Below are 20,521 nucleotides of genomic sequence, written 5' to 3' on the forward strand. Positions count from 1 at the left end.
GGACAGGTTCCTTGACCCTCTTCCGTTTAGAAAAGATGAAAGCATGGTGACTCTGTTGCTGAGAAAAATAAGAAAGTAATCCTTTTCTTTCTTACAGAATACCGGTTAACAGAAAATGAGTTCCGTGCCTCGTCGCATAGCCGATTCGGTTAGGGTATTCTGGGTGATGTTTCGCCACCTGAACCCAATCCCCTTTATCCACATCCATTTTCAATAATCTCATCACTATTCCTCCTCCCATAATGTTGACTTAAACATCCACCTGCTACACCGAAAGCAAGAAAAAGCCCCCATTGAATAACCTGAATTCCTGTTGGGAACTCATGATAGCCAAACAGTTGGATCAAAAACGTAATTCCAATAACCCCGGTAGCCGCCAGTACACCAACTAGCACAGAATGAACTTGTGCCTTACTAGCCGCAACGAACCCACCAAGAAAATAAGCCAAAAACGAAACGATGAACATGTAAGGTTGTATGACCAAAATAGGTAGAAATTCCATCAATAAAGAAGCTATAAGACTGTTGGTTAAGAAAACAAGCAGAATGGTAATAATCCCATATAGAGCTGAAACCCCAACACTTCTACTCTCCACGTTTATCCTCCCCATAAAACATTTTCAAAACAAGCTCCTTTGTTTCGTCTGAAGATAAAGTTGTAAATGGGTTAACATGGAGCTTTTGACCACATGGCTGACAAATTAAAAGCTATTCCCAGCTTTCTTGAACAAAGTAATAGGTTATTTTCCAAACGAGAAAAAGAGCAACGATTCCGGTTACAACAGAGGACCAAAGTAGTACCGCGTCGAAATACCCATTCCAAAACAATCGAGTCATCAGCAATAAGAGAGCCAAACTCCATAAAGATAGAACGAACAAACGAAAAAAAAGCCAACAGCGGTGAACCCGAATTAACTCACTCGATTGACAATGAGGACACTCAACAAGGCTGTCAGTAACAGAAGAAAAGCATTTCAAACGACCACCTACTTTCTAATCAGTTAATTGAAGTTGACAAATACAGGTAAATAATTTATCTTCAGTATATAACGTTTGTAACGAATTGAGCAAATAAAAAATGGTTAAATAAACGAATTAACTACAAAGGAGGTTGGTGTAATGGCTGAATTATTCGCTGTGTACAACCGAAAACACTATAAAACCTGGCCTGTTACGTTATATGGAATGGATGAAGAGTACCAATATTTTTCATTAAACACAAAAGAGGAAGTGAGAACATGGCTACAAACATCGAATAAAATCTATTATCGTGATCACGAAAATGAAAAAGAAGCTGCCACAAAGGAGCTACTAAAATCGCAAATCGATACGATTGTCGGCCCTGTTCAACTGGAAAGTCCAGACAAAGTTTCTCTGAAGGAAGTCTACTCATTAAAAGAAGCAGCAAACATTTGGAAATTAGCGAACGGCGGTACTGTTAGACAAGCCGCACTCAGAGGGAAGTTCAAAGAAAACGAAGCAAAGAAATCAGAAGGAACATGGTTTGTGACCCATCACGGCATGCTGCGCGTGTTCGGTCCAATTGAAGATGAAAAAATGGACGGGCTGATTGTTAATTTATTTGTTTTGGATGAAAGCGGCAAATTCAAGACCCACCCACAGCTTTAAAAAGAAGGGTATTGAACAAAAGTCAGAAGCGGCTACCGTTTATTGCTGCTAGCCAACTTCTCTCTAGAAGGAGGTTCGATGATGACAGATTATCGTCATATACCAACAAGCCTGCTACCGGTTTTTTACCGCGAGATCAAACGAAATGTTGAAGCAGGAGTAAAAACGATGATGGATTTGAAAAAAATTGAAAACGAAGCAAAGAAGAGAGGGGTGTATTTAGGGAAGTTTTAGGATGAATTCTAAGCATTATTGGATGAAAAATGAAAAAAGAAGGTGATCGGTTTGTTCGTTTTTTTTAGTTGGAAGATAGGGCTGATTTTTTTAGGAATGGGTTTGATTGGTAGTTTCTTTTTGAAAGATAAAAGGAGGCTGGCTGTTGTGATGGATATACTTTCCGTTGGAGCAGGACGCGCCCTGAGAGGTGAAAGATTTATTGGGTTCCTAGCGTTGTTAGCTGGAGTGGCTTTAGCTGCCTTATTGCAATTTTTTACGGGTCTTTACAATATGGATAGCCTTGGGGTTGTTGTCAGTCTGATCGTGTTTCTTATTTTCACGGTTCAAATTGCGTTGAAATATGATCAACGTCATCAACTAATTAAGGAAGGTGAAACCAATACCCCATCACCTGTGCAAGAGCCAACTTCCATTTTCAATAGTAAAGAGTATCTGCTTTATAAAGAAGAACGGAAACAACGTAAACATATGAGCATTGAAGAGATACTTGAATCTAAAAGGAAGCATCAAGCAAGTCAAAGGGGCTTGGTCACGGGATATGGAAGGAAAGAAGTAGTGCTGGGCGCTGATTCCCTCTATGGGGATGAGTTAGAAGAGGATCAAACAGAAAGCGAGGGAATAAGGGGACAACTGGAGGAACGTGAAAATCAAATTGAGGAAGAAGGTTGGGAATGGCTAGAAGAGAGCACTAAGGTCATGATTGATGATCAAGAAAATTACGATCGAATTGGGTCATAGGGACAGGTTCCTTGACCCAATTTTTTATAGTGAAAAAGCTCTTGGAAAATAAAGTTTACTTTGCGCAATAAGCTATGAGAGATCGACCACATATCAGAGCGATTTTATAATACCTTGTGTTACAAAGGTTTATCCACCTTATACATAACAGTCTGATGAAATAATAAGTGATATGCATAGCTAGCCATATTTCATACGGTTGAAAAAAGAAAATGGGTCAAGGAACCTGTCCCCGTGGCCCTGACAAATATTTAAATTTATCGACATGAAACGACAATATTTTCTCTAGTTCTTTTGATATAGTTATTGTAAAACATTGCACAAAATGCAGGATAAAAGTTACAACTGATGTCGTTTGAATCTCTAATTATATATTGGCAAACTATTTGAAAGAATAGGGCGCAAAACTAGAGGGGCTAATTCTATTTTGTAGAGATGCCAGCCAGTTGCACGATTGTATCGACAACACTCTTAGCTTATATAGGGGTGTTTTTTCGAATACTAGGAGATTTGGTAGACAAATTCAGTTACCTTTTATCACTAATTCTTAAAGGATGGTTAACATGGAGAAAACGGTTTATAAGACAGCCAATAATGATATCAAACAGACATTAGATCAGCTGGATCAGGAACGTAGGGAAATTTTATGGAATCCCCTTGCGAATCGCTATGCTCGGACACTTGAGCGTGTAACGAGAATTTTTCAAGAAGATTCATTGAGTAAGTCGTTCGATGGTCGTTTCTTTTCAAAAATTGATTCCTTTATTCAGCAATGCCGTGAACCTGAGTTTCATATTGCGATTATTGGCGTCGTGAAAGCTGGGAAGTCGACTCTTATTAATGCGTTAATCGGTAAAGAGCTTGCTTCAACTGCTGTAACACCAGAGACCGCTGTGTTAACAAAAATTCGTTCTGGTAAGGGAAGAAACGCTGTTACGATTCGCTTTTATAATAAATTGGAATGGGGAGAATTGTGGAATAGTGCAAGTGAAAACCCTCATTCCACTTTCTTCAAAGAATATGAAGCTTTAAATGCTGAAACAAGCAAAAATGAGTGGGTAGAACATCATCCAATTACGTTGAATCCGACCTCTGATGAGGAATTAAAAAGAGTTGTGAAAGAATGGACGTCATCGAAAGATCCGAAACACTATTTTGTCAAGGAAGTAGAAATTGGTTTAGCCGATTTTGATTTGCCAGAGCAAGTTGTTTTTGTTGATACTCCAGGATTAAATGATGCTGTTCGCTATCGTTCTGATGTTACACGTAATTACATAGATCGAGCAAATGCCGTTATTTTATGTGCGCTGTCTAAAACGTTAAATACAGGTGATTTACAAACGATGTACAATGTATTTGCTAATTGTCGTGAAAACCCTGAGAAAGTCTACACAATCGGTACTCAGTTGGACCTTCTAAATGAACCCATAACAGAATGGCCGCAACTGAAAAATCAATGGATCTCCTATCTAGAAGGAGAGGATTGCTATGGGTCTCCGCAAAAAGCGTCGAAAAATATTTTCGGGCTTTCGGCTCACATGTACAACCAAGCCATTCAATACGATTGTTTAGGGAGGAAAGATCAAAGGAAATTAGAAAATGCGTTATTTAATTACAATGAAGACTATACGGAGATTGTCGAAGAAGCTATTAAGTACTCTGACATCCTTACTTTTAAAGATAGTTTATTCATGGAAATCGTTCGAAATCATGAATCATTGCTTATTGAAGAATTGAAAGCAAGATTTACAGAGTTGCAGCAAGAGTTGCTAGAACGAATTGTATATATTAAGTCTTCACAAACAGAGTTGTTACAATCAGCTGATGAAAATTTGGAAGTCATTACAGAAAAGGCAAAACAAAAAGAAAAAGAAGTAAAAGAAATGAAAGTAAATCAACAAACACTGCAAGGGATTTTACAAAAAGTGCAAAAGAACAATTCCGAGTATTTAAGAGAACTAAAAAAAGCAGCACAGAAAATAGTGTAGGGGGAAATAAGGATGGGATTTCTAGGATCATTTGTTAGTGGTATTTCAAGTGCTGTTTCAAAAGTGGTAGGTGGAATAAGTTCGGTCATTTCTAAGCCACTTCCGCCAATTATTGGTGGCGGGGGCGGAGGGCTTGGCAAATTGATTAAAAAGGTTGTTGATTTCTTTCTTGGAACGAAATATGACTCTGACACGGCTTCGACGGACGAAACAAAAAACATTAACCGTGATTTATCTCAATATGCAAAGACGTTTCATTCAGAAGCGAACCGTGTAGAAGAGGAATTGCTCGAAAAGGCAAATGACTACTTCGATAAAGTCATTCTTCAACTGGAAGAAATGCAAGAAGATGATGCGTTCCTTAAGGAGCTGCCTATTAAGAAGGTCAAAAAGGAAATACGAGAGCTGAGAAAAGAATTACGAGGACAAATGAAAAATAGAGTCTCTCGTGCTTATTCGTTGGATAACCATGAGCTGTTAGGGATATTAAAGGTAGATTCGGATAATGAACGTGTAAGTGAAATGGAGAAATACGCAAAAAGAGTGATGAAAATAGCGGTAGATGAGTTTTTAGAAAGAATCGATGAGCTAAGTGAGGATCAACTTAATCTTGTTGAAGATTTAATTTTATCAAAAATTGATCAAATTTCAATTGTGATGCAGTCCGAACAAGACCTTTTAGAAGAGTTGAGAAACGCTTTACAGAAAAATGAGGATGAGGTTGATCAACTTAAAGCGAAAATCTCTTCAACTATTGATTTATGTGATACATCAATTCAAGAGCTTAAAACCGTATAGAAGGCAGGAGAGCAGAAATGAGTTTTTGGTCGAAAATCGGGTTAGCCAGTCATAAAGAATTAGTAGAAACGAAGAGAGAGATGGCGGAATCTCAAGATTTACTTAAGAAAGAAATTCAACTTCTCTTCCATAAACAGACCATTACTCAAGAGGAAATGGTCGAGAGTCTGAAAGAAACATTTCTAGAGGCCACAAGCCAACTCGAAAAGAAACAAAAGGAAGACGCAGATGCACTTAGTGCACAAGTACTGGGAATGAAAACAAGAATCTCGAAGCAATTAACGGACCTTACTGAACAAGGCCAAGATCTCCAAACGAAAATCGATATGGTCCAAGAAATTGCTAAAATTCAATGGGCGAGCTCCCTTATTGATTATGTTGAAGAGCTTTTGGATGAAACGGAAGAAAAAACGAAGTCAGCTCGTAACGAAGAGGATTCGTCTCATCCTTATCATTATGACTTTGGTGAAGTGACAACATTATTTAAATTTATTTGTCGTTCAATGGAAAGAGCAGGATTTCACATTGGTTGGAGAAATACAAAACAAACGGTTCAAATTTATTTGCGGAAAGAAGACGGTGAAAAATTCGAGAATCAAATCGGAGCTATTCAGTATGAGGGGAGTAATGATTTTGACAAAAAAGCTCCTAGCACAATCACTTTGCGCTTTATCATTAAAAACATGCCAGATATGTTAGTACAAGAGCTGTCCTCTCTCCTTCCAAAACAGCAAGCTGATTTATTGCTAAATAGGCAAAAGGATATTGTTTCTTTTAGGTTTTATCAATTAGATGCGGAGACAAAACAAAAAATGAATCGGATATCAGAGACGATTTCTCTTTCAGTGGTTAAATGAAAAATAGGTAATGAGGAGGATGATTCTTCCCAATGTTTCTGAGAAGAGGGTTGTGTATGAAGCAGCGGTTTGGTGACTTTCAAAAAAGTATGGTCACAGGTGGGCATGTGTTGAAGTTTGACTGACGAGATGAAATACGAAAATGCGTTGGGCTCGATGCCAGTCCACACCCAAAACTTTTTAATATTTGTCAAAAATTGTTAAGTTAGTAGGGTAAGAGATTTATATAATCTATAAGCGCAAACCTAGCCTGTGGAAAAGTAGAACTAGATTTCACGCAAAACAAATGATCATTACATATCGGTAAATACAATGGGGGTTAAAAGAATGTCCAAAAAAATCTATAAAGATGAAAAAAGCTTAGAACAGGTTGATGCGATTCTAAAGTTTGCTGACAGATCACTAGGGACAATTAGCATTGTGAGTAAGGATCCGAAATCGGTCCCACCTTTAGTTGGTATGGCGCTTGGTAGTAGTTTAGGGGCTGCAGGATTAGGAAAAGTCGGCTTAGGATTAGGTGCTGCAAAGCTAGGTACTGCTAGTTTTGCTGGTGGAGCAGCCATAGGCGGAGTGGCTCTGCTACCTTTTGTTGCGCCGGCTTTAGTGTTAGGAGGAATTGGTTATCTTCTTTTCAAGAATAAAAAGGATAAAGAATTTCATAACAAAAAGCTCTCAAGGTATAAGGAAGCTATCAAAAAACAAAATGATGTTATTCAAAAATATCAAATCATGGATCAAGAGAGGCAGGCTTCTGAAAGTAGACTAAAGCGAGTCAATATGGAGTTAAGAGAGAAGATAGATGAGCTTCTAGCAGTTAATGAAGCGTTGCTTAAAGTAATCGATGAATTAGGAAATGACTTGCAGGCTGCATCATAGGGGGGAGGATTTAATGGGAACTGACAAAGATCAAGAAATCCTCAATGTCTTAAAATATAATCAAGTTCGTATGAACAAATTAAAGGAGAATCAGCAAAAGAGGAAAGATGAACTGGACCAAGCGATTGGTAGATCCAATGTTACTAGCAACCAAATTAATGACAATCTCTCACGTTCAATGAACGTGTTAAAGAAATATGGAGTTGAAGTAAAGCGATCATCGATACACGCGACAATTCCTGAAGAGGAAGGCGCGTTGCACAATAACGTAAAATCAGGTCCTTCGACTTCTTGGGAAGATTTAGTTAGAGAAGCAGGGCAAGCAGGTTTTAGTGAGGTCACAATTGAAGACATTCTCACTAAAGAAGAAGTAGATAGAGCAGATGACCGTTATGATCAAATTGCAAAAGAATTTAAGGAAAAGGTGAAGCTTGATAAAGTAGATATCGCATTTTTACTTCTGGCTACGGCCTTACAATGCGCTCGGCAGTATATTTTATCTTCAGACAAGTTTCGTTTTAAAACAGCTGATGAGGCTGATAAAGTCATAAAAGGAAGACTGAAGAAAAGAGTGCCAAAAGAATGGCATGAGATTCTACTAGGAAGTGTACCTTATGATGCCGTCTCGAGACTTGACCCAAGTTCAGAATCGACAGGGATTAGTGCGAATACCCATCGTTACCGTACTTTAGGTCATGATCCAATCATGGGCTGGATATTTGGACCTGTTAACATATTGTCTGACTCATTGACGAAAAGCGATTTTATTACTACATACGAAATCATTAATCATAAAATTGCCAATCGCTATGAGAAGGGTACGTTAGGGGCAATTCATACAGCTATCGAGGTAGCACAAGAAAATAATTACAACCTACCTGCTGCCATTATGAAACAAGCAATTCACGTTGGTACAGATTACTTCACGCAGCAAGGTCTGCCCGTACCGTTTATAAGTTCTATTGATAATGATCTTTCCAAAACATTGATCAATAAATTTGGTATTAATAGTTATAGTATAACAGCAGGAGCAAGTCTTTCTATTTTTATAAATGAAATTATTAAATTGACACATAAGTTGTTTTACGATGAGAAGAAATATGGCAGTCCTGACATGTATGAAGTGAAAACAAGAAAAATCTTAATGCTATCCAATAGCATTGCAACAAGTAGCAATGTCATTTATGTTGCTCTTTCCAAAGATCTGAAAAAATTAGATGCAGGTGGAATGCTTGTAACTCTGTATCGCTTGGTTAGTGATACCCAATTTATTAGCAAGGTAAAGGAAGAGTTTATCCATTCGAAATTAGAAGAAGAGCTTCAACAAGAGTTAGATAGGATTGATCAACTGTTGAGTAAGTTTAATGGATAAAGAGAAGGGCGGGGTTTGGTCCCTCCCTTTGTTTCTTGATTAGGTTGGGCCACGGGGACAGGTTCCGTGGCCCACTTTTGGTTGATAGGAAAATAAAATGGTTAATAATAATGTAGTATAAAAAGTGGACATGATATGTGGCGTAATGCTTTAATCAAAAGAACATACAAAGGACGTGTTCATCTGGATAAAAAGCAAAAGAAAATATACGGCAGATTTTAGAGAATTGGTTGCTAAGATGGTCATTAAGGATGGCGAGAAGATTTAGATGTTAGTAATGAGCTTGATGTGTCGGTGAAATGTCTGGATAGAGAAGAGACGGAACGAGAGAAACAGAATCGCAAATTGGGTGAACGGCTCAAGTAGTTTAGCCGAGGATCTAGATGTTTTAAAAGAATCTGTCATGAATTCTAATATATGAAGATGGGTCAAGGAACCTGTCCCCATGACCCACTCTGGATTACTCGTCTTCCATGATTTCATCAAAAGCTACGGAGACTTTATCGAATTCCTCGTCACTAATCGTAAAAACTTCACCTGTTTCAATTTTATCCATGAGAAATCCCCTTTTCTTTCAAAAGTTAAACGGTTAAAAACGTACATAGTCATTTTATTCCCCAAGAGCCCTAAATTCATGCATGCAGGTGGGTCATGGGGACAGGTTCCTTGGCCCAGAGGAGCTTTCTTTTTATTCTGTCGACTTATGTACAAAACACCAAACCATTACCTGAATTTGGATGCAGTGTATCGATAGTGAACCAGTTCCTCTCGTTTTTTTTATGATAATATAGAAGTAATAGTAAGGATAATATTTAACAACCGACAATAGAAAAAGGCAAACCTTTCGAAAGAGAGTGACGCAAAGCTACGGGCCTAACTCTTAAGACATGGTCGCCGGGCTGCCAAAGGGATAATCGAAACCAATTGGCAAACGGGTTTCTTTTTTTATGGACAAAAATGAATGAACATACCACGAATACGGTTAATAGAGGAGTAATCAGAATGAGCCATATTAGCGCGCTGTCAAAAATCATCAACCAAGAAGCTGCATTAGAAGCACTCAATCGATCGTATGCGATGATTACGTTTAACTTAAAAAAAGAAGTTCTTTGGGCAAACGAGAACTTTGCTAAAGGAATGGGGTATGCTCCAGAAGAGCTAATTGGGTTGAGCCATAAACGTTTTTGTGTTCCCGAATTTGCCAATAGTAGCGAGTATGAGAAGTTCTGGGCGAAATTAAAAAGCGGACAAGACTTTAATGAGAAAATTCTACGAGTCAAAAAAGATAGAGAGCCGATTTGGCTGCATGCCTCTTATTCGCCTGTACGAAACGCAGAAGGAGCTGTCGTCGCCGTCTTAAAATTGGCTAGCGATATCACGGATCGAGAAGAAACCGTCAATGAGCTCGTAGAAAAGCTGCAGCATATTTCCGATAACCTTCAAGAGAGTTCCAAAAAAGGAATCGAAACGATTATGAGTGTTTCTTCAAATACAGATATAGTCACAAATGACTCAAAGAAAAACATTGAAATTCTCGAAAACCTAAGTGATCAAATTGCATTAGTTAAAAACAACTTAAAAAACATTCGTGACATCTCTTCCCAGACGACCGTTTTATCCCTCAATGCCGGGATAGAAGCTGCAAGAGCAGGGGAACATGGCAGAGGATTTAATATAGTTGCTATTGAAGTGAAGAAGCTATCGGATCGAGTCAAATCAGTGGTAGAAGAGATTCATTCCAATATCGAAGCCATGACAACAGAGATCGAAAAAATCGGCAAGGCCCAAACCAATATCCAGAAAAATCAAATGCTCATCAACGAAGCGGTTGAAGAGTTTAACAATATGAAAGAAACCTCAAGCCGCCTAAAAGAAGGAGCCGAGGCTTTTAAGAGGATTCTTTAGTGGGCCATGGTGGGTCATGGGGACAGGTTCCTTGACCCACTTTCGTTTGGGAAGAAGGTAGCACGGCGAACCTGCGGGTGGCAATTAGCATAGTAATTCAACGGGTCTTACTTATTATGAGGCTATGCACTCTAAAGCGATTGAGAGTTTTATTTACTATAGGAGTAAGGAAAATGAAGTAGCCTCCGGAAGAAATTTCGAGAGGCGTATTTTTGTTTGAAAACAGCTTTGTTCGAGGAAGCAGATGAACCTCGATGTTGATCTGATCTGGACAGTAAAAGGGTATGATTGACAATAAATAGGCCGATCTGGACAATAAAAGGCTTCGATTGACAATAAACAAGCCAAACTGGACAATAAATGGTCCTTAATGGAGTAGAAGTTCTGTATTTTTAGTTGTCTGTGGAGAAATAAAAGAATCAGAAAGCAAAAAACATCTTATTTAAACCGAAAAGGTGGATAACCTCCTGTTTATACAGAGGGTTATCCATCTTTTCGTAGATATACACAGGTGCGTCTCGAGATGATTGGCGGAATGTGTAGATATCAACATCTTGTTCTTTCACTATTTAAGGAGAGTGGGTCAAGGAACCTGTCCCCATGACCCACCCACCTTCCAGGAATATCCTGAAAATATTTCAAAGAAATATAAAAAAATATGTATTTTTGTATTAAAATAGTAATAGGTAGAAATGAGTAGAATCCTGTCATAAATGTACATATCTTTACTGAGGGATTAGAGAGGGTTTTTGACTATGGGGTGGAAGAAGAATCTCGATTTGGCCTTATCGAAGTGGAAAGAGCTTATGAGTGGTCATGAAGAATATAAATTGATTTTAAAGGATATTTCGGCGATTCAACAAGATTTGCAGGAACCTCCTATTGTGATGATTGCAGGGGAGTTTAAGGCGGGAAAGTCGACCTTTATTAATGCTTGGTTAGGAGAGAAAATCTTAACAGCGGATGTGACTCCTGCAACGGCGGTTGTTACAAAATTAACATATGGTAAGACAAAGAAAGTGATCGGTCATTTTAAAAATGGTGAGACAAAAGAATACGATGAACAATGGTTGGAGCAATTAACAGCGGAACGTGAGGGTCGCTTTGGCTTTGTTCGCAAGCAGCTTTCTCACATTGAGTTGAAACTGCCTGTTGAGAAACTACAACACGTGACCATTGTTGATTCACCAGGGCTAAATGCGACGATCGACCACCATACAGATGCAACGGAAATGTTCTTGCATCGTGCTGATAAAATGATTTGGCTGTTCAATTATCAGTTTTTTGGGACAAGTACGGAAGTGGCGGAACTGAAGAAAATTAACGAGTTAGGAATTACACCGGTGGGCGTCGTCAATCGGATTGATCTTCATGACGAAGAGGAAGAAGAGTTGAGTGAGTTCTTAGATGGAGAAAGAAGAAAGTTTCGTAGTTTGATCAGTGGTCTGACTGGTGTCTCTGCTCTTGAAGCATTAGAAGGAAAGCTTGAGAACAATGACACAAAATTAAAATGGAGCAATTGGGCTGAAGTGGAGAAAATCTTTGAAACGTTGAAAGCGGAGGACAACAAGCCTCAACGGATGTTTGAACGGCTTAAGAAACCGCTGCAACAACTTGATCAATTATGGATTAATAAGAAGGCTGACGCAGGCTTTTACGAATTGCAACCACTGGTTTATTCCTTTTTCGATCATGATTTACCGCGTGTTCTGAAAGATCGGGAGCAAATAGAAGAGAAGCTCCTTCAAATGGACCAACAATTTAGCATCGTTGAAGAGGCTATATCTTCCCTGTCTAACACCGAATCCTTTGAAGAGTTGACCCAATCCTCTCATAGCCATGGAATTGATCTTAGTAAGAAAAATTGGGAGGACAAAGTTCAATTCAAGGTCGAAGATATCAGCGGATGTTATCAGAGTATAATGACAGCCTCAGAGAACTAGAAGTTGAGGAGAGACGCTTGAATGACAGTTGGGCGACGCTTAAGGATGCGAAATTCTTTGGAAAGAAAAAGGTGGGCCAATTCGAGCAGGAGCAATTTACTTATAATGTTGCCGTAAAAGAGGCAAAAGAGAAGGAAAAAGCTCTTTCAAAGCAACAGGATTCATTGACTCGTTTGTTAAAAGAATGGGCAAACATTCATGAGCTTGGTCTGCGAAAGCCACTAGAAAAGCAGGTTAACGAAATGCGTGCGCTTTGTAAAAATTGGAATGCTACGTATACAAAATTGAGTCAAACGTATCAAGAATTGGGTCAAGAACAGATCATTCGTTTACAAGATTATCTGTCTGTTTTAGAGCAGTGGATAGAGGCGTTTGAGCCGTTGTTTGAAGAAGTAGAAGAAGAAGTAAGCTTCCTCAAACCGTTTCAAGAATGCCAGTATTTGTTTGAAAATATCGAGGGATTACATGAGTTTTTGCCACTTGAGCAAGTGATGGAAGAATACGAAAGTCTAAGGAAGTTAGATGCGTATTCTTTTGGAAAACTTACAAGTAAACGCGCGGAAGCACATATAGATGTCTCTCACTTGGCTTGTCTTCAACTAGAGCAGGCTCCAACTGAGATGCGGTTTCCTAGTGCAGAAAAATTATATGAATTATCGAGCAAGCAAGCTTGGACAAATGGGCTAACGGTCGTGGCTGCGATTGTCTTCGTTATCGTTTTATACAATCAGGATAAAGGTTTTGTCGAGCAAGAGGCTTTTGTGTTATCGGAAGTAGAAGAGGTAGCGGCTGAAGAAGTAGAAGTAGAAGAACGAATTCTGGAAGAGTATTGGCCGAGAGAAGATGTTGAACGTTTTATGATGGCGATGGCGGATGAACTTTCCCGTTTTATATCAGGTACGAGCAATTCAATATGTCGAAATGGTTTGTGGAAGACAGTTGGAACGGGTATCGGCCTCATGTTGAATCCATTTATGACTCGCAGTTCGAGTACTTTGACGTTACTGAAATCGAGTATAGTGGAGACGATGAGATTCTCGTTCGAACAATCGAGCACATCAACCAAAATGAATTCGTAACGATCTATCATGGACAGTATACGTTAATGGAAGTAGACAATGGCGAAATGAGGATAGTGGCATCGAGTCATGATGTTATGGAAGTGATTGAGCCAGATTACCACATTTACAACGAAGATTTGAGCGCGTTTTTGCGCCAGTTCCGCGCTGACTATATGGTTGCGTTAAATGAGGGCTATTTTTCCTATATTGAATCCTATCTATCTGAGAGTGGGAGAGCGTATAGTGGCTTGAGGGATTATGTCCAATCCATATCTGGACAAGGTCATTATTTTGATTTTCAAGTGTTTGATGTTCAGTCGATCGAAAAGCTAGGGAGCAATCAATATCGAGTTAAGACATATGAGGAATTTGTTTTCACTAGTAATGAAGGGAAACAAACGGCGTATCAAAAAGAAAAAGAATACTTGGTTCAAGCGTTAAGTGAGACGACTTTTAGCATCCTGCAAATTGAGGATCTCCATACAGTGCGTGAGGAAATCATCGTGCGAACGATTGACAATGTTAGTTCGTGGCAAGTGGAAGACTTTATCGAACGTTATTATCGTGACTTTATTTATGCCTTTAATGGTGCTGGTTTTTCTTATGTAGAGGAATATTTTATACAAGGGAACAGTGAGTATAACGCCACGGTAAATTACATTGCCAATGCGAATGAAAAGGAGATGCATGTCCAAAATCAATTTCTACGTGTAGATGGCATTTGGGAACATGACGATACACGTTTGCTCGTTGAAGTAGAAGTGGTCGATGCTTATTCTTACCGCGATGGAAGCGGAGATGAGAAACGCGTTTCGGTTGATTATTTGATTCATGTTTCAGAATACGGGACGATGCGAATCGAGGAGATTCCGAGATTGGATATTTTAGAGGAATACAGATATGACGCTGTAGAGAATGAGGGGGAATAGGACATGAGTTTTTCTTTGGATTCATTTAAACAAACAAGAGCCAACATCGTACTGTCCTTTACTCAGCTTTCATTTTTGTTAAAAGAAATGAATCTTGAGAAGGAATATGAAAAAATCAGCGGTTTAAAACAACAGCTGCAAGACGAAGAATTTACGGTTGTGGTCGTAGGGGAATTTTCGCGTGGAAAGTCTACGTTTATTAATGGATTATTAGGGACGCGCGTGCTGCCATCCCTCGTTCGTCCGACGACTGCTGTTTTAAATGTGATTACGCACAACCCGACACCGTCTATTCACTTGCATTTCCAAGAAACAAACACAAGTAAGTCCATTAGTGAAGAACAATTTAAAAAGTTGATTGCGCCAAAAGAACCGCTTGAAGGAGACGAAGAATCGGAACAAGAGTACAAACAGCAAGTCGAGTTCATCAGCCAAATTAAATACGCCGAGATTGGCTACCCTCTTCCTTTTTGTGAAAATGGAGTGAGGATCATCGACACGCCAGGGGTCAATGATCTTGATCCTGCACGTGAGCAGATTACCAATACGATTATTCCCACTTCAGATGCGGCTATTTTTATTTTAGCAGCAACGAAAATTTTGTCCGAGTCCGAAAGAAGTTTTTTGCGCGACCGCTTATTAGCAAATGATATTCACAAAATTTTTATCGTTATTAACTTTAAAGACCTTTTGAAAAGCGAAGAAGAGATTGAAAAAGTCATGACATATGCCCGCACAGAGCTAGAAGAACTTCTTCCTAACACAAAAATTTTCATGGTCGCAGCAAAGGAAGCGCTGAATGCAAGAAGAATCGCCAATGGAGAAGAACTCACGTTTCGAGGTCAGCCGGTTGAGCCGTGGCCAATTGCAAATACGGGATTTATTGAACTGGAGAGAGCGTTAGCGGAATTCCTCCAATTTGATCGCGGTGCGGTCAAAATGCAAAAGCCAATCCAACAAGCAACCAAGTTGATTGATCAAATATTAAAAAAGCAAATAGCATTTGAAAAGAAAACGTTAATGAACCAAGTAGAAGGTGTTCAAGCCAAGGTTGATGCGTTTATCCCGAAAATTGACCATGTCAGAAAAGTTGGACAAGAAGCTGATAAAAATTTAAACTTCGCATTAAAAAAAGAGGCTCTTTCGCTTGAAAATTGGTACCAAAGTGAATTGAAAAAGATTACGGCAACGGCATTCGATGTATTTGAGGAAAATCGGTACCGCTCAACCGAACAAATCAACCGAGAAATTGAAGATACCATTGCTCCACTTGAACGCAAGCTGCACCAACAAAAATCGGAAAAAATGAAAGCAACCGTAAAAATGGCGATTGAAAAGTCGAGTTCAAATGTCAATGACGAGTGGTTAAAGCTTGACTATAATTTGCAACAGATTTGGTCAGAACCAGAAGAGAATTTAGTGCCATCAACACTTTCTTATCAGAAAGAATCCAAGCCAAGTATATTTGATGATTTGTATGAAGAGCTGGATGACGCCTGGGATAATAGCACAAGTTTTCTCGGTAAAGTGGCGATTGGAGCTGGATATGCAGCGACGGTTGTAGCCAATGGGGTTTCGTGGCTTTGGGGATTGTTTACGTCTGGAGAAGATGAAAAAACGAAGCTTCGTAGAGATTTAACGAACCAATTCAGTCAAACGGAAAAGAAAAAACTAGGCGATTTTCAGAAGCAATGGAAGGCGATTTCAAAATCAGCGAGTGAGCAATTCAAGCAAACGGTCCAAAGTCACGTTCAGCAGGCGGAAGATCAATTGCGAACATTAAAACAAAATGCCAGTTTAGAAAAAACGGAAGTATTAAAGAAAGTAGAAGTCGTCCAACGTCAAGAAAAGAAATTAATCGGAACGAAAGAGCAACTGCAATCACACTATCATGGTCTGAGTAGGAAGACAGAAAAGGTAGAGGTATAAAACGTGAATTATTCAGAGCAGAAAGCCAAATTATTATATCATGTAGAAGAGTTACGTGATCAAGTAGCAGACGTGTTAGCTGGTAGCCCCCAAGAACAGGTAATGGCCGAATTGATCGAAGACATCAAGCAAGATTTTTATACGATTGTCGTAGTAGGTGAATTCAAACACGGGAAATCGACCTTTGTTAATGCGCTTCTTGAGCAAGAAATCATGCCAGTCGATGTCACGCCTACAACCGCTACAATTAACGCGGTCTTTTACGGAGATGAGCCAGAAGTTCATATTATGAAATCAGATGGTGATGAGGTTAAGCACACGCTCTCTCAAGAGGTGCTAAGTCAATATACGGCTTCAGCGGACTTTAATCCAGATGAGATCAAGTATTTAAAAATCTTTACCCCAGCGCCTTTGTTAAAAGAACGCGTCGTGCTTGTTGATACACCTGGGGTGAATGATTTAAATCAGCACCGCTCAGATGTGACGCATCAATTTATTCCGCGAGCGGATGTTATTTTGTTTATGCTTGATATGACGTCGCCTGTAAAGCATACAGAGAAGAAGTTTTTAGAAGAACGTTTGCTAAAAACAGGATCAGACCGCATCATGTATGTAGCCAATTTTCTTGACCGAGTCGATGAAGAAGAGGTCGAAGAGACAATCGAACATATCGAGCACCGAGTGCAGCAAATTACAAAGGGTAACCAACCGAAGATTTATCCGATTTCAGCGTTAGAAGCGCTGCAAGGAAAAATGAGTGGCAATGACGATCTAGTAACCTATTCAGGCTTACTTGATGTTGAGAAACAGATCACTCGTCTCGTTGAAAATGGCTCACGTAGTCACGAAAAGGTTGAACGCTTTAATGAACGTCTTGAGGACATTCACGATCACTTGCTTCTTGAAATCAAGACGGTCGAACAATTATCGAATGACTCGTTAGATAAGTTGAAAGCACAACTTTTAGCAGTAGAAGAGTGGCTTACCGAGCAGGAGGAGTGGCAAGTGTCGATCGAGCACTATTTGGTTGATCGAGAGGAAGAAATTCAATTTATGGTTCAAAAATCGGCTAAATACTTTGGAAACAAACTACACTCTGACTTACAGACGAAAATTGACCTTTTTCAAGGAAATGATATTAAATCCCTTGTGGAAACACAACTGCCGATTACGATCAGAACCCAATTTGATCAATGGGTCGATCAATATAGTGACTATATGCAGGAATTGCTAAGAAAATTGCAAAAGGAAGTATCAGAAGGTTTATCAAAGACGTTTCAACAATCGGTCCAAATTCACTTGAACCAAGAACAATATCAATACGAAGCAGCCCTTCCGATCATTAGTCAAAGTACTGGAAATGCGTCCATAAAAGCTGGGGTAGCCGTTGGAGGGGCCAGTACACTCGCCCTTTTATTAGGAGGTCCTTTCTTAATACCGATTGTCGGGATGGCTGGTTTGCCTTATCTTCAACAAAAAATAGCCGAGAAACAGTTAGAAAAGGTCAGACCAGAATTGAAATACAATGTTGAACAACATGTAGAAGCTATTATGCAAGACTTCCAATCACAATTACAATACTACATCTCTTCAGCCATTCAAGAGATTAAACGAAATTCAATGGATGAATTCGCAAAACGAATGCATTATTTGAAAAAGAAAATTGATCAAGAAATGGAAGCAAAAAGAGGAGAAGAGCACGAGGAAAGACAGTACCAAAGAAAAGTAACCGAATTAAAAGAACGACTAGAGTTAGCTCGTGTCGAAAAGGTTTGACCTGTTTATTAGGACAAGTTTTATAAACGAAAGGAATGTTTATTTATGAGCGAGTTTACGAGTTTAAATGTGTTAGACACATCATCAAGCTTTGATAAGGAATACTCAGCTTTTAACGAATGGGATAAAGTACCACCAACTGTACCTATGCTAGAGATTAATTCATTCAGTCATTACAATGATATTTTTCAATCACAAGATCCTTTGAAGCAAGCCTATAAATTTCAATTTGAGCCGATGAAAATTAATCAAAGCAACGTCCACTTTGTGAACCTCACTATGTTGATGCTATTTTCGCCAAGATGGAACCTACGTTGAAGGCTATTACAGAGACGGCGACGGAAATACAGCCATCAACCGCACGGCAGAACAGGGCGGTGGCTATCTAAGATCGAACCCAGATGGAATACCGTGGAATAATTTAGGTTAACTCATGCAGGGGAGCCAGAGGGACAAGTTTGCTCTACCTAATGATCCTTTCCAAGAGAAGCGAGATTCATAGCATACTGTTTTTGAAAAAAATATTTATTTAAATGGGAAGGTGTCTGGGAGCCAACTTGTAGGGGGATAGCCTGCCATGTGAAGAGGTATATTTCTATGAAGTGTGCCTCTTTTTATTTTGTTTTTGTACTAGGAAGAGAAGGGAGGAAAAGTTTTGCGTTTTTCTGATCGGTTGAAAGAGGGTTCAAAAAAGGTTGTCGAAAAAACAGTAAAAGGTACTCGTGATTGGTCTCATAAGATCAATGAGAAAGACCGAAGCCTAAAAGAAAATACCGGAAAAGGCTTAGTACATACAACGGGCGACCGTATTGGTGATCTAACAGGAAAGGTTGTTGGAAAGCCTATTGAAGCATTAGGCGATAAGGTCAACAGCCATTTTGTGAGTGATTTAGGAAAGGGATTTCATAGATCGATTCATTTTACGGGTGATCTTGGAGGCCAAGTTGGACAAGGTACGTTTAAAACGGTACAGGGTATGGTTCAAAGAAACGGAAGAGAAACAAAGGAAGGCTTAAGTGAGATTGGCAATGCTACTGGAAGAACGCTTAAAGGGATTGGAAAAACGGCAGTCTATACCGTCTCTAATAGTGGGAAAATTATTAGTGGTTTATACCGAAAAGACTACGAACAAGTTAAAGTAAGTGCAGGAGCTGTTGCAAAAGTGGTGATCATTGGTGGTGCTACTTTTACTGTGATTGATTTACTTGATGGAGGCGACATTGCCAATGCAGAAGATGGAGCGTTCATTCATACACATAATAGCCATCTAATTGATCAAACCCATCCAGAAACAGGTGTTTCTTTTGAAGCTCAGACGGTTCAACTGGAGGATGGGACCGAGGTGGTAGGGGTTTTTCCTCAATTTGAGCCAGTAGCTACAGTAGACCTCCCATCTGATTTGTATGAAAGCAGTGATTATCTTCATTTTTCTTATGCGAACGTTGAACTTGTAGAGGCTGTAAGTCAAAACCCTGAGTTAGCTATGCAGTTTTCAATAGATCAGTTGGAGCAGATTTATGCAGGTGAAACACCAGATGGATATACATGGCATCATCATGAGCAGTTGGGGAGACTAGAACTCGTAGACGAAGAAATTCACGCCAAAACTGGACATAGTGGTGGAAGATCGATCTGGGGAGGAGGTTCCGATGCACGATAAAATAGAATGGCGATTTGCCAAGAACCCCGCAACGGAAAGAGTATTGAATGAGGTAGAAAAGGAATTAAATATTCGTTTACCCATAGCTTACCGAGAGCTATTGACTCGATATAATGGAGCTAGACCCAAACCGAATGTTATACATAGTAAAGGGAAATCGAATGGTAAGGTCGTTAAAACATTTTTAAATATTTATCCTATTAAAGGTGGGATAAGAGATGTCATGAGTTGGCTAAAAGCAAACATCCCCCAAAACGTGATCCCGTTTGCGAATGATCCATTTGGCAACTATATTTGCTTTGATTATCGTAGCGGAAAAACAACTGAACCCACGATCGTCTTCTGGGATCACGAGTCACGTAATACCGTATATATCAGCGGCTCATTTAGCCATTTTTTGGATGAGTTGTGTGGGTCATGGGGACAGGTTCCTTGACCCACTTCCGTTTGCGGAAAGAGAAGTACTGGCGACTTTGCTGTTCTCCCAAAATAAAAAAGTAATCCTCTCCTCCTCCTCAGAATACCCTATATAAAGGAGGAGAGGTTATGAGTCTGCTTATACGAATACAATCTTGGTTCAAAAAGCACAGCAATTCAACCGATCTTACTTATTATGAAGTTATGCACTTTAAAGCGATAGGGTATATGGAGATATGTAAAAAGAGTTCTCGTTACTATAGGAGTAAGGATTAATGTTTAGTGACTAGGCCTCCCGGATAAGACTTCGGGAGGTCTGTTTTGTTTGAGGGTGGCTGAACATCAGATGGTGGGTGATCGGAACGGGACAATAAAACCCTCTGATCGGACAATAAATAGGCGGAAC

The 20,521-nt window shown here is 39.4% G+C and carries 20 protein-coding genes and 2 riboswitches; of the genes, 18 read left to right on the forward strand and 2 right to left on the reverse strand.

Features of this window, described 5'->3' with window-relative positions:
• Nucleotides 1-91 precede the first annotated feature (91 nt).
• Together JCM9140_RS24970 and JCM9140_RS17405 are read right to left on the reverse strand one after the other, a co-directional pair.
• Nucleotides 92-223 carry a hypothetical protein gene (locus JCM9140_RS24970; protein ID WP_268870583.1) on the reverse strand — a complete coding sequence of 44 codons (132 nt, stop codon included), beginning with the start codon at nucleotides 221-223 and terminating at the stop codon, nucleotides 92-94.
• Nucleotides 195-596 carry a TIGR04086 family membrane protein gene (locus tag JCM9140_RS17405; protein ID WP_034749478.1) on the reverse strand — a complete coding sequence of 134 codons (402 nt, stop codon included), beginning with the start codon at nucleotides 594-596 and terminating at the stop codon, nucleotides 195-197. Before JCM9140_RS17405 ends, JCM9140_RS24970 begins: the two co-directional genes overlap by 29 nt.
• Before the next feature lie 93 nt (nucleotides 597-689).
• Between JCM9140_RS17405 and JCM9140_RS17410 the strand changes: the two genes are divergently transcribed.
• The 18 genes from JCM9140_RS17410 to JCM9140_RS22775 all read left to right on the forward strand — a co-directional run bounded on the left by JCM9140_RS17410 (nucleotide 690) and on the right by JCM9140_RS22775 (nucleotide 20,134).
• Entirely contained in the window at nucleotides 690-959 is a 270-nt protein-coding gene (locus JCM9140_RS17410) for a hypothetical protein (RefSeq protein WP_034749481.1), read from the forward strand.
• A gap of 160 nt (nucleotides 960-1,119) precedes the next feature.
• Entirely contained in the window at nucleotides 1,120-1,629 is a 510-nt protein-coding gene (locus tag JCM9140_RS24125) for a helix-turn-helix domain-containing protein (protein WP_052002354.1), read from the forward strand.
• A gap of 81 nt (nucleotides 1,630-1,710) precedes the next feature.
• The gene (locus tag JCM9140_RS23930) at nucleotides 1,711-1,863 is read left to right on the forward strand and encodes a hypothetical protein (protein ID WP_156314914.1); all 153 of its coding nucleotides are present in this window, start codon (nucleotides 1,711-1,713) and stop codon (nucleotides 1,861-1,863) included.
• A gap of 147 nt (nucleotides 1,864-2,010) precedes the next feature.
• Nucleotides 2,011-2,604 (forward strand): hypothetical protein, encoded by a 594-nt coding sequence (locus JCM9140_RS17420; protein ID WP_034749483.1) that lies wholly within the window; start codon nucleotides 2,011-2,013, stop codon nucleotides 2,602-2,604.
• A 366-nt stretch (nucleotides 2,605-2,970) separates the two neighbouring features.
• Nucleotides 2,971-3,058: riboswitch (cyclic di-GMP riboswitch) on the forward strand.
• Nucleotides 3,059-3,167: 109 nt separating this feature from the next.
• Nucleotides 3,168-4,592: a dynamin family protein gene (locus tag JCM9140_RS17425; RefSeq protein ID WP_034749486.1), complete on the forward strand. Its 1,425-nt coding sequence runs from the start codon at nucleotides 3,168-3,170 to the stop codon at nucleotides 4,590-4,592.
• Nucleotides 4,593-4,604: 12 nt separating this feature from the next.
• Nucleotides 4,605-5,390 carry a hypothetical protein gene (locus JCM9140_RS17430; RefSeq protein WP_034749489.1) on the forward strand — a complete coding sequence of 262 codons (786 nt, stop codon included), beginning with the start codon at nucleotides 4,605-4,607 and terminating at the stop codon, nucleotides 5,388-5,390.
• A gap of 17 nt (nucleotides 5,391-5,407) precedes the next feature.
• Nucleotides 5,408-6,247 carry a hypothetical protein gene (locus JCM9140_RS22765; protein ID WP_052002355.1) on the forward strand — a complete coding sequence of 280 codons (840 nt, stop codon included), beginning with the start codon at nucleotides 5,408-5,410 and terminating at the stop codon, nucleotides 6,245-6,247.
• Nucleotides 6,248-6,574: 327 nt separating this feature from the next.
• Nucleotides 6,575-7,123 carry a hypothetical protein gene (locus JCM9140_RS17440; RefSeq protein ID WP_034749491.1) on the forward strand — a complete coding sequence of 183 codons (549 nt, stop codon included), beginning with the start codon at nucleotides 6,575-6,577 and terminating at the stop codon, nucleotides 7,121-7,123.
• Between the two features lie 13 nt (nucleotides 7,124-7,136).
• Entirely contained in the window at nucleotides 7,137-8,495 is a 1,359-nt protein-coding gene (locus JCM9140_RS17445; RefSeq protein ID WP_034749494.1) for a hypothetical protein, read from the forward strand.
• 824 nt (nucleotides 8,496-9,319) lie between these two features.
• Nucleotides 9,320-9,402: riboswitch (cyclic di-GMP riboswitch) on the forward strand.
• Nucleotides 9,403-9,497: 95 nt separating this feature from the next.
• A complete protein-coding gene (locus JCM9140_RS17450) occupies nucleotides 9,498-10,400 on the forward strand; it encodes a methyl-accepting chemotaxis protein (RefSeq protein WP_034749497.1) in 903 nt (300 codons plus the stop codon).
• A gap of 755 nt (nucleotides 10,401-11,155) precedes the next feature.
• The gene (locus JCM9140_RS17455; RefSeq protein WP_034749500.1) at nucleotides 11,156-12,343 is read left to right on the forward strand and encodes a dynamin family protein; all 1,188 of its coding nucleotides are present in this window, start codon (nucleotides 11,156-11,158) and stop codon (nucleotides 12,341-12,343) included.
• Nucleotides 12,344-12,360: 17 nt separating this feature from the next.
• Nucleotides 12,361-13,422, forward strand: coding sequence for a hypothetical protein (locus JCM9140_RS25475; protein ID WP_034749503.1), 1,062 nt, complete (start codon nucleotides 12,361-12,363; stop codon nucleotides 13,420-13,422).
• Nucleotides 13,423-13,499: 77 nt separating this feature from the next.
• The gene (locus JCM9140_RS17465) at nucleotides 13,500-14,333 is read left to right on the forward strand and encodes a TcaA NTF2-like domain-containing protein (protein ID WP_439644316.1); all 834 of its coding nucleotides are present in this window, start codon (nucleotides 13,500-13,502) and stop codon (nucleotides 14,331-14,333) included.
• 3 nt (nucleotides 14,334-14,336) lie between these two features.
• Nucleotides 14,337-16,262 carry a dynamin family protein gene (locus tag JCM9140_RS17470; RefSeq protein ID WP_034749508.1) on the forward strand — a complete coding sequence of 642 codons (1,926 nt, stop codon included), beginning with the start codon at nucleotides 14,337-14,339 and terminating at the stop codon, nucleotides 16,260-16,262.
• A 3-nt stretch (nucleotides 16,263-16,265) separates the two neighbouring features.
• Nucleotides 16,266-18,038, forward strand: coding sequence for a dynamin family protein (locus JCM9140_RS17475; protein WP_034749511.1), 1,773 nt, complete (start codon nucleotides 16,266-16,268; stop codon nucleotides 18,036-18,038).
• A gap of 45 nt (nucleotides 18,039-18,083) precedes the next feature.
• The gene (locus JCM9140_RS17480) at nucleotides 18,084-18,356 is read left to right on the forward strand and encodes a hypothetical protein (protein WP_034749514.1); all 273 of its coding nucleotides are present in this window, start codon (nucleotides 18,084-18,086) and stop codon (nucleotides 18,354-18,356) included.
• A 337-nt stretch (nucleotides 18,357-18,693) separates the two neighbouring features.
• Nucleotides 18,694-19,698 carry an HNH endonuclease gene (locus JCM9140_RS22770; protein ID WP_052002356.1) on the forward strand — a complete coding sequence of 335 codons (1,005 nt, stop codon included), beginning with the start codon at nucleotides 18,694-18,696 and terminating at the stop codon, nucleotides 19,696-19,698.
• Nucleotides 19,688-20,134, forward strand: coding sequence for an SMI1/KNR4 family protein (locus JCM9140_RS22775; protein ID WP_052002357.1), 447 nt, complete (start codon nucleotides 19,688-19,690; stop codon nucleotides 20,132-20,134). Before JCM9140_RS22770 ends, JCM9140_RS22775 begins: the two co-directional genes overlap by 11 nt.
• Nucleotides 20,135-20,521 lie beyond the last annotated feature (387 nt).

The sequence above is a fragment of the Halalkalibacter wakoensis JCM 9140 genome (assembly GCF_000513095.1).
GTDB lineage: Bacteria > Bacillota > Bacilli > Bacillales > Bacillaceae_D > Halalkalibacter > Halalkalibacter wakoensis.